Origin of the sequence: Rathayibacter sp. Leaf296 (assembly GCF_001423045.1) — a bacterium.
Taxonomy (GTDB): domain Bacteria; phylum Actinomycetota; class Actinomycetes; order Actinomycetales; family Microbacteriaceae; genus Rathayibacter; species Rathayibacter caricis.
Genome location: NZ_LMNR01000001.1, coordinates 1,952,891 through 1,968,103, shown reverse-complemented (window position 1 = coordinate 1,968,103; position 15,213 = coordinate 1,952,891). Strand labels below are relative to the sequence as shown.

Below are 15,213 nucleotides of genomic sequence, written 5' to 3'. Positions count from 1 at the left end.
TCCGTGCGGTCACGCCGACGGCGCGTGACCCCCACGACACGGCCCTCCCGATCGGGGAGCCGACCCTCCATCACCACCCTGCGGGCCAGCGACGTCCCCATCCGCCACAACTCTCGTGAGGACGGTTCCTGACATGGCACCCGCCCAGCCCTCGCCCCGCGTCCCCGTCGTGCCGTTCCTCGGCACACCGCCCGCTCAGGGGATGTACGACCCCAGCGCCGAGAAGGACGCCTGCGGACTCGCGATGGTCGCCACCATGCGCGGCACCGCCGGGCACGACATCATCGACGCCGCGCTCGACGCCCTGCGCAACCTCGAGCACCGCGGCGCGGTCGGCTCCGATGCGGGCACCGGCGACGGCGCCGGCATCATCACGCAGATCCCGGACGACTTCCTCCGCGCGGTCGCGACGTTCGAGCTGCCCCCGCTCGGGCAGTACGCCGTCGGCAACGCGTTCCTCCCGGTCGACGTCTTCGAGCGCGAGCGGGTGAAGTCGACGATCGCCGAGATCGCCCGCGAGGAGAACCTGACGGTCGTCGGCTGGCGCTCCGTCCCGGTGCAGCCGGACGAGATCGGCACGCTCGCCCGCGCCGCGATGCCCGCGATCGAGCAGCTCTACGTCCGGAGCGACCTGACCGACGAGACCGGCACTCCGTTCTCCTCCGTGCGCCTGGACCGGCTGACCTTCCGCCTCCGCAAGCGCGTCGAGCGCGAGCTCGAGGTGTACTTCATGTCGTTGTCGAGCCGCACGCTCGTCTACAAGGGCATGGTCACGACCCTCCAGCTCGAGCCGTTCTATCCCGACCTGCAGGACGAGCGCTTCACCTCGAAGCTCGCCCTCGTGCACTCGCGGTACTCGACGAACACGTTCCCGTCGTGGCCGCTCGCGCAGCCGTTCCGGATGATCGCGCACAACGGCGAGATCAACACCGTGCAGGGCAACCGCAACTGGATGCGCGCCCGCCAGTCCCAGCTGAAGAGCAAGGAGCTGGGCGACCTCTCGCCGCTGTTCCCGATCGTCTCTCCCGGCCGCAGCGACTCCGCCTCGTTCGACGAGACCGTGGAGCTCCTCAACCTCGCCGGCCGCTCGCTGCCGCACGCGATCATGATGATGGTGCCGGAGGCGTGGGAGAACCAGGCCGCCGCGATCGACCAGAAGCGCCGCGCGTTCTACGAGTACCACTCGATGCTCATGGAGCCGTGGGACGGCCCCGCCGCGATCGTCTTCACCGACGGCGAGCTCGTCGGCGCCACGCTCGACCGCAACGGGCTCCGTCCGGGCCGCTACGTCGTCACCGACGACGGACTCGTCGTGCTCGCGAGCGAGATCGGCGTGCTCGACATCGACCCCGCGAAGGTGGTCCGCAAGGGACGCCTGCAGCCCGGTCGCATGTTCCTGGTCGACACGGAGCAGGGCCGCATCGTCGAGGACGAGGAGATCAAGGGGCAGCTCGCCGAGTCCGGTCCCTTCGAGGAGTGGCTCGACAAGGGCCGGATCAACCTCAAGGACCTGCCCGAGCGCGAGCACATCGTGCACACGCCCGCGTCGGTCAACCGCCGTCAGCGCACGTTCGGCTACACCGAGGAGGAGGTCCGCCTCCTCCTGCTGCCCATGGCGAAGGCCGGCGCCGAGCCGCTCGGAGCGATGGGCTCGGACACGCCCGTCGCCGTGCTGTCCAAGCGCCCCCGGCTGCTCTTCGACTACTTCACCCAGGCGTTCGCGCAGGTCACCAACCCGCCGCTCGACTCCATCCGCGAGGAGGTCGTCACGTCGCTGCGCCTCGGGCTCGGCCCGGAGCGCAACCTGCTGTCGGCCGGAGCCGAGCACGCCCGCCAGGTCGTCCTCGACTTCCCGGTGATCGACAACGACGAGCTGGCCAAGATCCAGCACATCGCGCCGCGTCCGCTCAGCCACATCACCACGACGATCCGCGGCCTCTACCGCGTCGACGCCGGTCCCCGCGCCATGCAGGACCGCATCGACGAGATGTGCAGCGAGGCCGATGAGGCGATCGCCGCCGGAGCGCAGTTCCTCGTGCTCTCGGACCGCGACTCCACGAAGGACCTCGCTCCGATCCCGTCACTGCTGATGCTCGCCGCCGTGCACCACCACCTGATCCGCACCGAGAACCGGATGCGCGTCGGGCTGGTCGTCGAGGCCGGCGACGTGCGCGAGGTGCACCACGTCGCGACGCTGATCGGCTACGGCGCGTCCGCGGTCAACCCGTACCTCGCGATGGAGACCTGCGAGCAGCTCGTCCGCAGCGGCATGCTCTCGGACATCTCGCCCGAGAAGGCCGTGAAGAACGTGATCAAGGCGCTCGGCAAGGGCGTCCTCAAGATCATGTCCAAGATGGGCATCTCGACCGTGTCGAGCTACGCGGGAGCGCAGACCTTCGAGGCCGTCGGCCTCAGCCAGGCCTTCGTCGACCAGTACTTCACCGGCACCGTCTCGAAGCTCGGCGGCATCGGGATCGACGTCGTCGCCGAGGAGAACGCCGCGCGCCACCGCGCCGCGTACCCGGAGGACGGCGCGGTCGTCGCGCACGAGCGCCTGGCGGTCGGCGGCGAGTACCAGTGGCGCCGCGACGGGGCTCCGCACCTCTTCAACCCCGACACCGTCTTCCGCCTGCAGCACTCCACGCGCAACCGCCGCTACGACGTGTTCCGCGAGTACACGAAGATGGTCGACGACCAGGCGAGCTCGCTCATGACCCTGCGCGGGATGTTCACGCTCGACACCGAGGGTCGCACGCCGGTGCCGATCGACGAGGTCGAGCCGGTCGAGTCGATCGTCAAGCGCTTCTCGACGGGAGCGATGAGCTACGGCTCCATCTCGCCCGAGGCGCACGAGACGCTCGCGATCGCGATGAACCGGCTCGGCGCCAAGTCGAACACCGGCGAGGGCGGCGAGGACACGGAGCGACTGCTCGACCCCGAGCGCCGCTCCGCGATCAAGCAGGTCGCCTCCGGGCGCTTCGGCGTCACGAGCATGTACCTCACCCACGCCGACGACATCCAGATCAAGCTCGCCCAGGGCGCCAAGCCCGGCGAGGGCGGTCAGCTGCCGCCGACCAAGGTGTACCCGTGGATCGCGCGCACCCGTCACGCGACTGCGGGAGTCGGCCTGATCTCGCCGCCGCCGCACCACGACATCTACTCGATCGAGGACCTCAAGCAGCTGATCTTCGATCTCAAGCGCGCGAACCCCTCGGCCCGCATCCACGCCAAGCTGGTCAGCCAGTCCGGCATCGGCGCGGTCGCGGCGGGAACGGCGAAGGCCCTGGCCGACGTCATCCTCGTGTCAGGTCACGACGGCGGAACGGGCGCGAGCCCGGTCAACTCGCTCAAGCACGCGGGCACCCCGTGGGAGCTCGGCCTGGCCGAGACCCAGCAGACGCTCATGCTCAACGGCATGCGCGACCGCGTCGTGGTGCAGGTCGACGGCCAGATGAAGACCGGACGCGACGTCGTGATCGGCGCGCTGCTCGGTGCAGAGGAGTTCGGCTTCGCTACCGCTCCGCTGATCGTCGAGGGCTGCATCATGATGCGCGTCTGCCACCTCGACACCTGCCCGGTCGGCGTCGCCACGCAGAACCCGGAGCTGCGCAAGCGCTTCTCGGGCAAGCCCGAGTTCGTCGTGAACTTCTTCGAGTTCATCGCCCAGGAGGTGCGCGAGTACCTCTCGCAGCTCGGCTACCGGAGCATCGACGAGATCGTCGGCCACCGCGAGCTGCTCGACGTCAACCAGGCGATCGAGCACTGGAAGGCGAGCGGTCTCGACCTCACGCCGATCCTGGTCGGCCCCGTCTTCACGGCCGAGGAGCCGCGCCGCCACGGACGCGCGCAGGAGCACGAGCTCGAGAAGCACTTCGACAACGAGCTCATCCGGCTCGCGGCGAACGTGCTCGACCACCGCGGCACCGTCGCGATCGAGCGCGAGATCAAGAACACCGAGCGCGCCGTCGGCACGATGCTCGGCCACGAGGTCACCGTCCGCTTCGGCGAGAACGGGCTGCCGGCCGACTCCATCGTCGTGTCGCTGCGCGGCTCGGCCGGGCAGTCGCTCGGCGCCTTCCTCCCCGCGGGCATCACCCTGCGGCTCGAGGGCGACTCGAACGACTACGTCGGCAAGGGTCTCTCGGGTGGTCAGATCGTGGTGCGGCCCGACCGCCGCAGCACCTTCGACGCGTCGACCAACGTGATCGCGGGCAACGTCATCGGCTACGGGGCGACCCAGGGCACGATGTTCATCCGCGGCATGGTCGGCGAGCGCTTCCTGGTCCGCAACTCCGGAGCGACCGCGGTCGTCGAAGGAGTGGGCGACCACGCCCTCGAGTACATGACCGGCGGACTCGCCGTCATCCTCGGCGACACCGGGCGCAACCTCGGCGCCGGCATGTCCGGCGGCACGGCCTACGTGCACGGCCTGAAGCGCGAGCTCGTCAACCGCGACGCGCTCGCCTCCGGGGAGCTCACGCTCTCGGCGCTCGACAGCGCCGACGTCGAGATGCTCCGCGACCTGCTCGAGCGACACGTCGCCGAGACCGAGTCCACCCTGGCCCAGGGCATGCTCGACGATTTCGACGGAACCGTCTCGCGTTTCGTCAAGGTACTGCCCCGCGACTTCGCCGCGGTGCTCGCGACGCGCGCATCCGCTGTCGAGGAGGGGCTCGACCCCGACGGCGACGTCGTCTGGGGACGGATTCTGGAGGTGACCGGTGGCTGATCCCAAGGGATTCCTGAAGGTGCAGGACCGGGAGCTGCCCAAGCGGCGCCCGGTGTCCGTGCGTCTGATGGACTGGAAAGAGGTGTACGAGCAGGGCGACTCCGCCGTGCTGCGTCGCCAGGCCGGACGCTGCATGGACTGCGGCATCCCGTTCTGCCACAAGGGCTGCCCGCTCGGGAACCTGATCCCGGAGTGGAACGACCTGATGTGGCGCGGCGAGGGCCGCCAGGCCATCGAGCGCCTGCACGCGACGAACAACTTCCCGGAGTTCACGGGTCGGCTCTGCCCGGCTCCGTGCGAGTCGTCCTGCGTGCTCGGGATCAATCAGCCCGCGGTCACGATCAAGCAGATCGAGGTCTCGATCATCGATCAGGCCTTCGGCAACGACTGGGTGCAGCCGCACCCGCCCGAGCGCCTGACCGGCAAGACCGTCGCGGTCGTCGGCTCCGGGCCCGCGGGCCTCGCAGCCGCGCAGCAGCTCACCCGTGCCGGGCACACCGTCGCCGTGTACGAGCGCGACGACCGGATCGGCGGCCTCCTGCGCTACGGCATCCCGGACTTCAAGATGGAGAAGAAGCACCTCGAGCTGCGACTGAACCAGATGAAGGCCGAGGGAACCCGCTTCCGCGCGGGCGTCGACATCGGCTCGGACATCACCTGGGACGACCTCCGGGCGCGCTACGACGCCGTCGTGGTCGCGACCGGTGCCCTCGTGCCGCGCGACCTGCCGATCCCGGGCCGCGACCTCTCGGGCGTGCACTTCGCCATGGAGTACCTCGTGCAGTCCAACCGCGTGCTCGCGGGCGACACCGTGTTCGAGCAGATCAGTGCGGAGGGCAAGCACGTCGTGGTCCTCGGCGGCGGCGACACCGGAGCCGACTGCATCGGCACCGCGCACCGCCAGAAGGCCGCCTCGGTCACCAACCTGGCGATCGGCAAGCAGCCGCCGTCGGAGCGTCCGGACAGCCAGCCCTGGCCGATGGACCCGACCGTGTTCGAGGTCTCGAGCGCCCACGAGGAGGGCGGCGAGCGGATGTTCCTCGCCTCCACCGTGGAGTTCCTCTCGAACGAGGTCGGCGAGGTCCGCGCGGTGCGCGTGGCCGAGACCGAGTACCTCGACGGCCGCCGCGTCCCCAAGAGCGGCACCGAGCGCGAGATCCCGGCCGACCTGGTCCTGCTGGCCCTGGGCTTCACCGGCCCGGAGTCGGACCGCCTCGCCGGTCAGCTGGCGGTCCCGTTCACGGACCGGGGCAACGTCGACCGCGGCGCCAACTTCGAGACGACCGCGCCCGGCGTGTTCGTCGCCGGAGACGCCGGTCGCGGCCAGTCCCTCATCGTGTGGGCGATCGCCGAAGGCCGCTCCGTCGCGGCCGAGGTCGACCGCTACCTCGAGGGCACCACGCAGCTCCCCGCGCCCGTCGGCCCGAACGACCGCGGCTTCACCCTCTAGTCGCGCCGAGGCGATAGTCTCGCGCTGGCAATTCCTGCTCACCCTCCCCGCTAACGACGCGCCTCCGGGCGCAGAACAACGGAGCACCCCCTCAATGAGACGAGCGAAAATCGTCGCCACCCTCGGCCCGGCAACGTCGTCGTACGAGACCATTCGTGCGATCATCGACGCCGGCGTGGACGTGGCCCGCATGAACCTCAGCCACGGCAGCTACGACGTCCACGAGGGCATCTACCGCATCGTCCGCAAGGCGGCCGACGACGCCGGCCGCGCGGTCGCGATCCTGGTCGACCTCCAGGGCCCGAAGATCCGCCTCGGCAAGTTCGAGGGCGGCCCGTACGCCCTCGCCGAGGGCGACGTCTTCACCATCACGACCGAGGACGTCGTGGGCACCAAGGAGCTCTCGGGCACCACGTTCAAGGGCCTGCCCGACGACGTGAACCCGGGCGACATGCTCCTCATCGACGACGGCAAGGTCGCGGTCCGCGTCACGGCCGTCGAGGGCCCCCGCGTCGTCACCGAGGTCGTCGTCCCCGGCAACGTCTCGAACAACAAGGGCATCAACCTGCCCGGTGTCGCCGTGAACGTCCCCGCGCTGTCGCAGAAGGACGAGGACGACCTGCGCTGGGCGATCCGCCTGGGCGCCGACATCATCGCGCTGTCCTTCGTGCGCAACGCGAGCGACATCACCCGCGTGCACGAGATCATGGCGGAGGAGGGTCGCAAGGCCCCCGTCATCGCCAAGATCGAGAAGCCGCAGGCGGTCGACAACCTGCAGGAGATCATCGACGTCTTCGACGGCATCATGGTCGCCCGCGGCGACCTCGGAGTCGAGCTGCCCCTGGAGGCGGTGCCGATCGTGCAGAAGCACGCCGTCGAGCTCGCCCGCCGCTGGGCCAAGCCCGTCATCGTCGCCACGCAGATGCTCGAATCCATGATCGAGAGCCCCCGACCCACCCGCGCCGAGGCGTCCGACGTCGCGAACGCGATCCTCGACGGTGCCGACGCGGTCATGCTCTCGGGCGAGACGAGCGTCGGAGCCTGGCCGGTCGTGACCGTCCAGACCATGGCGCGCATCGTCGAGTCGACCGAGGAGCACGGCCTCGAGCGGATCCCCCCGCTCGGCAGCAAGCCGCGCACCCAGGGCGGCTCGGTCACCCTCGCCGCCGCCGAGGTCGCCGAGTTCGTCGAGGCGAAGTTCCTCTGCGTGTTCACCGAATCGGGCGACTCCGTGCGCCGCATGACCCGCCTGCGCCACGGCATCCCGATCATCGGCTTCACCCCCGAGCCCGCCGTCCGCCGCCGGATGGCGCTCAACTGGGGCGTCCAGTCCTTCGTCACGCCGCGCGTCAACCACACCGACGCGATGTTCGCGCAGGTCGACGCCGTGCTGCTCAACAAGGGCCTCGCCAAGCCCGGCGAGACGGTCGTCGTCGTCTCCGGCTCGCCCCCCGGACGCGCCGGCACCACCAACGACATGCGCGTGCACGTCGTCGGCTCCTCCAGCTCGGTCGAACCGGTGGAGAACTGGGACCACTGAGTCGTTGAAAAGGGGCCCGGCCGCACTGCGGCCGGGCCCCTTTTCGACGTTCTCCTCGTTCCTCGTCGATCGTCGCGCGGTCGGCTTTCGCAGAGGGTCGCGTATCAGGGAGCGGGTCGCGTTCCGGGTACGACGATCCGCTGGCACGCGGATCGCCGGTGACCCTGGGAAGGGCGAAGGTGGTCGTCCGCGGCACTGCGGGACCAGGAGCCTGCGCCACCCTTGCTGGTCGCGTAGCCGCGCAGCGGCGTACCGAGACGCACGTCCTCCCGGCTGTCGGACTCCGCTCACGCGGTCGTCCTGCTGATCTCGCCGCGCGAAGGGAACGGCTCTTCAGGCCGCAGCAGCTCCGGACCTCGGTCGCGGGCGGGTCAGGCGTGTCCGGAGCGCGGGCGGGGCCGCGCTAGCGTGGGCGCATGCGACTCGGCGTGCTCGACATCGGCTCCAACACGGTCCACCTGCTCCTCGTCGACGCTCATCCCGGAGCCCGTCCCGTCCCGTACCGCTCGCACAAGCGCAGCCTCGCGCTGGTCGCGTACCTGGACGCCGCAGGGGACATCACCGAGGAGGGGCAGCGCGAGCTGATCTCGTTCGTGACGGAGGCGCGCGACGTCGCTCGCGAGCACCGCGCCGAGGACGTGCTCGCCTTCGCGACCTCGGCGATCCGCGAGGCCGGCAACGGCGCCGAGGTCCTCGCCCGCGTCCGCGAGGAGACCGGTGTGCACCTCCAGGAGCTGGGCGGAGAGGCCGAGGCGTCCGCCACCTTCCTGGCCGTCCGTCGCTGGTTCGGCTGGGGCGCCGGCTCGATCCTCGACCTCGACATCGGCGGCGGCTCGTTCGAGCTGTCGATGGGAGTCGACGAGGTGCCGGAGCTGGCCGCTTCCGTGCCGCTGGGCGCGGGACGGGTGACGCGCGACCTGCTGCAGGGCGATCCTCCGTCGGCGGTGAGCGTCAAGGCGGCCCGACGGCACGCCCGCGATCTGCTCGCCGACCCCGCCCGCGCGTTCCTCGCGCTGGGCCGCCCCGACCTGGTGGCCGGCACCTCCAAGACGTTCCGCTCGCTCGCGCGCATCACCGGCGCCGCTCCGAGCGCCGCGGGCCCCCTGGTGCGCCGCGAGCTGCACCTCGTCGACCTGCGGCTCTGGAGCTCACGACTGGCGGCGATCAGCGCGGCCGACCGCTCCGCACTGCCCGGTGTCTCCTCCCTCCGCGCGCCGCAGCTGCTCGCCGGCGCCCTGGTCGCCGAGGCCGCCATGGACGCGCTGGGCGTCGAGAAGCTCGTGATCTGCCCGTGGGCGACCCGCGAGGGGCTGATCATCCGCCGCTTCGAGCTCCTCGACGCGCAGCTGCAGCGCGAGGACCTTCAGCTGAGCGCGATGCTGTAGGAGAACGCCCGCTGCTCGCCCGGTGCCAGCACGAACTGCCCGGGCTTGTCGACGATGTCGCCGTCCCAGCCCGCCGGCGTGGGGATGCTGCGCCAGGGCTCGATGCAGACGAACGGGGCGCCCACCGGCTTCCAGATGCCGACGACGTCGAAGTCGCCCGCGTCGACGGTGATCGAGCGGGCTCCATCGGCCTCGAGAGTCATCACTCGGCGCTTCGGAGTGTCGAAGATCACCGCGTCCTTCTCGAACCAGGCGTCGTCGACGACGAGGGCGCCGTCGACGAGCGGCGAGGGGAAGCGCGGCTGGGCCAGCAGGTTCCCCGGCGCGCGGCGGAAACCCTCGGGCTCCTCCTCGGCGAAGCGGATGCGGTGCTCGCCGTTCCCGCCGGGGAGCGGCAGCGCGAACGCAGGGTGATTGCCCACCGACGCGCCCAGCGGACCGGCTCCGCGGTTCTCGACGGTCTGCGTGATCCGCAGCGTCGATCCGGTGACGGCGTAGGCGACGAGCAGGGTCCAGTCGAACGGGAAGACCTCGCGGGTCGCGGCGTCGCTGCGGAGGCGGAACACGGCCTCGTCGCCCGAGGCGCCCGCGAGCTCGAACGCCCGATCGCGGGCGAAGCCGTGCTGCCCCATCGGGTAGGAGACGCCGTCGTGGTGGAGCGTGTCGTCGGGCAGGCGGCCGATGATCGGGAACAGGACGGGCGCGTGCCGCCGCCACTCCGGGCCCGCCTGCCAGAGGTACTCGAGTCCTCCGGCATCACGGAGCGACGTGAGCTCGGCTCCGGCCGTGGTGACGGAGACGCGGAGCTCGTCGCTCCCGATCTCGAGGCGGACGGGGGTGGGGGAGTCGCTCGTGGTCATGCGCCGATTCTCCTCGCCGCAGCGGTCCTGCGGGGGACCGGCGAGCGTGTCGGAGGGCCGTGGGAGCATGGGTCCGTGCCTCCCGAACCGCTCCCGTCCGCCTGGCGCGCCCGACTCGGCGAGCTCAGCGGCTCGGAGGAGCGGCCGGACGCCGTGGCCGGGCCGCTCACTCCGATAGGGCTGCAGTTCGAGCTGCGCCGCCTCGTGCGACGCGCTGACGACCCGTGGCGGGCGCCGACGAGCGAGCGCGTCGGACCGAAGGACTACGACCCCTCCGAGCGCGACGACCACCGGCTCGCCACGCGACCCGTCGTCCCTGGGCGCGGCGGGGCCTGGAACCGCTCGACGCTCACCTGGAAGTCGCTGAACTTCCAGACGCACCGTCTCTCGCTCGATCCGGCCCACCAGCGCTGGTTCGCGGAGTTCGCCGCCCTGCACCGCGCGACGCGGACCGTGCACCTCGGTCAGGACCCAGACTGGATCCACCTCGACGACTACGAGAGCCCGCTGCTCTGGAGCCTGCTCGAGCAGGCACCCGCCCTCGGGATCCCCCTCCTGGCACCGGACCGCCGCGCGGTGCGCCTGGGCCCCGCGGCGCACGTCGCGCTCCTCGCGACCGATCGGTCCGGAGCCCTCGAGCTGCGCCCGGTCCTCCGGCTCGGCGAGGAGGATCGGCTGCTCGACGAGGTCCGCCCGGTCGCGCGCCACGGCGTCTACGTCGTCGAGGGCGGGGATCCGTCCGCGCTGCTCCTCGCGCCGGCCGCGGCTGCGCTGGAGGACGAGGAGCTGCGTCTGCTCCGCCATCCGGAGGCGACGAGCGTGCCTGCGGACGACGTCGACGAGTTCCTCCACGACCATCTGCCCGCCCTGCGGGGCCGGGTCGCCGTCCGTCCGAGCGGACCGGGCATCGAGATCGACGAGCCGGAGCCGCCGAGGCTGGTCTGCACGGTGTCCTTCGAGCCCCGCCGCGCGGTGCGGGTGAGCTGGCGTTGGTGGCGCAGCGCCGATCGCTCGAGCGAGATCGACGGCGAGGGCACGGGGTTCCTCGAGGCGGCGATCCTGCGGCGCGCGACCGCCGTGCTCGCGGATGCCGGATCCCCGGTCGTCCCCGATCTCGCGGCCGGTGCACTCCTGCGCGGAGCGGACGCCGCGGTGTTCGTCGTCGAGCACCTGCCTCGTCTCGAGGAGGTCGGAGGGGTGCGGGTGGAGCCCGAGGGCGTCCCGCCCGACTACCGGCTCCTGAACGGCGACCTCACCCTCACGGTGACCGCCGCCGACACGGCGGACGCAGACTGGTTCGACCTCGCGGTCGTCGTGACGATCGGCGATGTCAGCGTGCCGTTCCTCCCGCTGTTCCGCGCGCTCTCGGCCGGGGGCGACCGCATCCGGCTCGTCGACCACTCCTACCTCTCACTCGCCCATCCGGGGCTCGATCGTCTGCGCGAGCTGCTGAACCGCGCCGATCAGCTCGACGAGTGGGAGACGGGTCCGCGGCTCGGCCGGCACCAGACGGCGCTGTGGGAGGAGCTGGAGGAGCTCGCCGACGACAGCGTCGCCTCGGACGCGTGGCGGCAGGTCCTGCAGCAGGCGCTGGCCGCCGGGGTGCCGGGAGACGTCGCCGCTCCCGAGGGCCTCCGCGCCCAGCTCCGGCCCTATCAGCAGGAGGGGTACTCGTGGCTGGCCCACCGCCGACGGCACGGCCTCGGCGGGATCCTCGCCGACGACATGGGACTCGGCAAGACCCTGCAGGCCCTCGCGATGATGCTGGAGGCCGTCGAGCAGGCGCGCGCGGCGGGGGAGCGGTGCGCGCCGTTCCTCGTGGTCGCGCCGACGTCGGTGGTGCCCGGCTGGGCCTCCGAGGCGGCGCGCTTCGCCCCCGGGCTCCGGGTGCACACGGTGTCGAGCGCGCGGACCGGGGTCGCGGGGATCCCCGATGACGCCGAGCTCGTCCTCACGAGCTACGCCGTTCTGCGCCTGGCCGCGGAGGAGTGGGCTGCTCGGAGCTGGTCCGCCCTGGTCCTCGACGAGGCCCAGTTCGTCAAGAACCCCGCCTCGCAGACCCACCGGGCGGCTCGCTCGCTCGGCGCGCCGATCGTGCTCGCGCTGACCGGCACTCCGCTCGAGAACTCGCTCGACGAGCTCTGGGCGATCCTCGCGCTGACGGCGCCCGGCCTCCTGCCCCCGCTGCGCAGGTTCCAGGAGGAGTACACGCGGCCGATCCAGCACGCGGAGGCGCCGCTGGGCATCGCGTCGCCCGACCTGTCCGAGGGACGGACCGTCTCGCAGGAGGAGGGGGCGCGCCGGCGGCTCGAGCGCCTCCGCCGACGCGTGCGCCCGTTCCTCCTGCGCCGGACGAAGGAGGCGGTCGCGCCCGAGCTGCCCGAGAAGCAGGAGCAGACGATCGAGGTGACCCTCGCTCCCGCGCACCGGGTGCTCTACGACGGCTACCTGCAGCGCGAGCGGCGGAAGCTGCTGGGCCTGGTCGAGGATCTCGACCGGCAGCGGTTCACCGTCTTCCGCTCGCTCACCCTCCTGAGGATGCTGGCGCTGGACGCCTCCCTGGTCGATCGCTCCTACCGGCACGTGCCCTCGGCCAAGCTCGATGCTCTGGTGGAGCAGCTCGACGACGTGCTGGCCGAGGGACGGCGCGCGCTGGTCTTCAGCACGTTCACCTCGTACCTGGAGCGGGCGGCGGAGCGATTGAGGGCGCGCGGGATCCCGTTCGTGCAGCTCGACGGATCGACGCGCGACCGGGCCGGAGTCGTCGAGTCCTTCCGCTCCGGCGACGCGCCGGTGTTCCTCATCAGCCTGAAGGCGGGCGGCACCGGCCTCACCCTCACGGAGGCCGACCACGTCTTCATCCTCGACCCCTGGTGGAATCCGGCGGCCGAGGCCCAGGCCGTCGATCGAGCCCACCGCATCGGGCAGCAGCGCCGGGTCAACGTCTACCGTCTGGTCGCCCTCGACACGATCGAGGAGAAGATCGTGCGGCTGAAGGAGCGCAAGGCCCGCCTCGGCGCCGCCGTCCTGGACGACGGGGAGCTGTTCTCGCAGGCGCTGACGGCCGACGACGTGCGCGAGCTGCTGGCCGAGTAGCGAGGCGCGTTCGGCCGAAAGGGTGACAGACAGCCGCGGCACAGGGGGCGAGCGCACACTGGCCGGATGAGCCGCCGCCCCCGCCCCCGCCCCGACTGGGTCGTCGCACTCGAGCAGGGCGATGGCCCGGGGCTCTTCGGTCCCGGCAGCGCGGTGTGGGCGGTCAACGGAGCGATGCCGACGATGATCGCCGGCGTCAGAGCGCTCCTGATGCAGACGCTGCACGCGGGCGCGATGGCCGGGGTCCACGACCATTCGACGTATCGCGAGGATCCGATGGGGCGTCTGGACAACACCGTCCGCTGGGTGCTGACGACGAGCTTCGGCGACCGCGCCGCCGCCACCGGGGCCGCCCGCTGGGTGACCGGCGTGCACGAGCGGATCACCGGGACCTACGAGGACGCGGCGGGCGCCGAGCGCCCCTACTCGGCGCAGGATCCGCACCTCCTGCTGTGGGTGCACGACGCCTTCACCGACGCCTTCCTCAGCACCCACGAGATCTGGGGTCGCCCGATTCCGGGCGGTCCCGACGCCTACGTGCGCGAGTGGGCGGAGTCGGGCCGCCTGCTCGGAGTGCCGAACCCGCCCGAGAGCGTCGCCGAGCTCCGGCAGCAGCTCGCGGGCTTCGCGGCGGAGCTCAAGCCGGACGAGCGGGTCCGCGAGGCCGTCGGGTTCCTCCGCGACATCCGCCTCCCCGGCGAGGCCGGCGTCGTCTACCCGCTGCTCTTCGCGGGCGCCGTCGCCTCCCTCCGCCCGGAAGTCCGTCGGCTCCTCGGCCTCCGCCGCCCGTGGTGGCCGGCGATCACGGCCAACCGGCTCCTGATGCGGGGTCTGGAGCTCCATCTCGGTCGCCTCTCGCCCAGCGAACGCGCGGCGAGGACGCGGCTCGGCCGACTCGAGGAGGCGCACCGCCGCTGACGACGGCACCACGTGACCGTCACTCCCGAACACCTGTCCGGGAAGTGGTAGACTGTCGTCGATGACTTCCGCTCGCGTCGCCTCCCTGCACGGAGCGGGCGCACCCCACGGCCCCACGTCGGCCGATCCCCGGGCCCGCCGGACCCGCCGCCGCGTCTTCGATGCGGTCGAGCGCCTCGTGATGCACGACGGCGAGCAGCGGACCGAGGGCATCGCCGTCAGCGACATCGTCCGCGAGGCCGGCATCAGCCGCAGCTCCTTCTACGCGCACTTCGAGGACGCGGCTGCGGTCGCCTCCGCCCTGCTGCGCGAGGACCTCGTCGTCGCCGAGGTCGCCGAGGGGGACGCGGAGGACCGCACCGGATCCACGGCCCTGCGGCGCGGCTACGCGCGGCTCGTCGAGCGCCTCGTCGACCGGCACGCCTTCCACGCCCGGCTCCGCGCCCGCGCGTCGGCGCGCGTCGCCTCGGACGACGCCGTGCTCGACACGGTGCTGGGCCTGCACCGCGAGGTCCTGGCCCGCGTCGATGTTCCCGCGTCCGTCGATCCGGAGCTCACCGCGACCTTCGCCGCGGGCGGCGTCCTCGCCGTCGTCGGAGCCTGGCTCGCCGGCTCGATCGACGGCACCGACGAGGAGCTCGTCGAGCAACTCGTCGCCCTCCTTCCTCCGTGGCTGGCCGATGCGCCGCTCGGATCCCCGATCCCTCCCACCACAGGCCCCACGATGAAAGGCACGACATGATGACATTCGAGGTCGGCGAGACCCTGGTCTACCCGCACCACGGAGCGGTGACGATCACCGGGCTCGAGAAGCGCTCGGTCAAGGGCGTCGAGAAGACGTTCATGACCATGAACGTGCACACCAGCGAGCTCACGATCACCCTGCCCGTCGAGAACGCCGAGCTGGTCGGCGTGCGCGAGATCATCGACGACGCCGGGGTCCAGGCCGTCTACGACGTCCTGCGCAGCGACGTCGCGGAGGAGGCCAGCAACTGGTCCCGCCGCTTCAAGGCCAACCAGGAGAAGATGGCCAGCGGCAGCGTGTACCGCGTCAGCGAGGTCGTCCGCGACCTGTGGCGCCGCGAGCAGGCCGGCGGAGTGTCGGCCGGCGAGAAGCGCATGCTGCTGAAGGCCCGTCAGATCCTGGTCTCCGAGCTGTCGCTCGCGCTCAAGGGCTCCGACGAGGAGGCCTCGGCCAAGCTCGACGAGGTCCTCGCCTCGGCGATCTGAGCCGC

The 15,213-nt window shown here is 71.6% G+C and carries 9 protein-coding genes; 8 read left to right on the top strand and 1 reads right to left on the bottom strand.

Going from position 1 to position 15,213, the window contains the following annotated elements; translation table 11 throughout:
* Positions 1–133: 133 nt before the first annotated feature.
* From gltB to ASF46_RS09090, 4 genes are all read left to right on the top strand, one after another.
* On the top strand, positions 134–4,729 hold the full coding sequence (gltB, locus tag ASF46_RS09105) for a glutamate synthase large subunit (RefSeq protein ID WP_056867202.1): 4,596 nt from the start codon (positions 134–136) through the stop codon (positions 4,727–4,729).
* Positions 4,722–6,179, top strand: a complete 1,458-nt coding sequence (locus ASF46_RS09100; protein WP_055791868.1) for a glutamate synthase subunit beta — start codon at positions 4,722–4,724, stop codon at positions 6,177–6,179. Before gltB ends, ASF46_RS09100 begins: the two co-directional genes overlap by 8 nt.
* 94 nt (positions 6,180–6,273) lie before the next feature.
* The gene (pyk, locus tag ASF46_RS09095) at positions 6,274–7,719 is read left to right on the top strand and encodes a pyruvate kinase (protein ID WP_056867201.1); all 1,446 of its coding nucleotides are present in this window, start codon (positions 6,274–6,276) and stop codon (positions 7,717–7,719) included.
* Between the two features lie 416 nt (positions 7,720–8,135).
* On the top strand, positions 8,136–9,104 hold the full coding sequence (locus ASF46_RS09090; protein WP_056867200.1) for an exopolyphosphatase: 969 nt from the start codon (positions 8,136–8,138) through the stop codon (positions 9,102–9,104).
* Here the strand turns inward: ASF46_RS09090 and ASF46_RS09085 are convergent.
* A complete protein-coding gene (locus tag ASF46_RS09085) occupies positions 9,083–9,964 on the bottom strand; it encodes an aldose 1-epimerase family protein (RefSeq protein ID WP_056867199.1) in 882 nt (293 codons plus the stop codon). The genes ASF46_RS09090 and ASF46_RS09085 overlap by 22 nt on opposite strands.
* 75 nt (positions 9,965–10,039) lie before the next feature.
* Here ASF46_RS09085 and ASF46_RS09080 point away from each other — a divergent pair, with 75 nt between their 5' ends.
* The 4 genes from ASF46_RS09080 to ASF46_RS09065 all read left to right on the top strand — a co-directional run bounded on the left by ASF46_RS09080 (position 10,040) and on the right by ASF46_RS09065 (position 15,208).
* On the top strand, positions 10,040–13,060 hold the full coding sequence (locus ASF46_RS09080) for a DEAD/DEAH box helicase (protein ID WP_235576890.1): 3,021 nt from the start codon (positions 10,040–10,042) through the stop codon (positions 13,058–13,060).
* 66 nt (positions 13,061–13,126) lie between these two features.
* Positions 13,127–13,978: an oxygenase MpaB family protein gene (locus ASF46_RS09075; RefSeq protein WP_056867198.1), complete on the top strand. Its 852-nt coding sequence runs from the start codon at positions 13,127–13,129 to the stop codon at positions 13,976–13,978.
* 61 nt (positions 13,979–14,039) lie between these two features.
* Positions 14,040–14,720, top strand: a complete 681-nt coding sequence (locus tag ASF46_RS09070) for a TetR/AcrR family transcriptional regulator (RefSeq protein ID WP_056867197.1) — start codon at positions 14,040–14,042, stop codon at positions 14,718–14,720.
* The gene (locus ASF46_RS09065) at positions 14,720–15,208 is read left to right on the top strand and encodes a CarD family transcriptional regulator (RefSeq protein WP_055793090.1); all 489 of its coding nucleotides are present in this window, start codon (positions 14,720–14,722) and stop codon (positions 15,206–15,208) included. Before ASF46_RS09070 ends, ASF46_RS09065 begins: the two co-directional genes overlap by 1 nt.
* Positions 15,209–15,213: the final 5 nt, after the last annotated feature.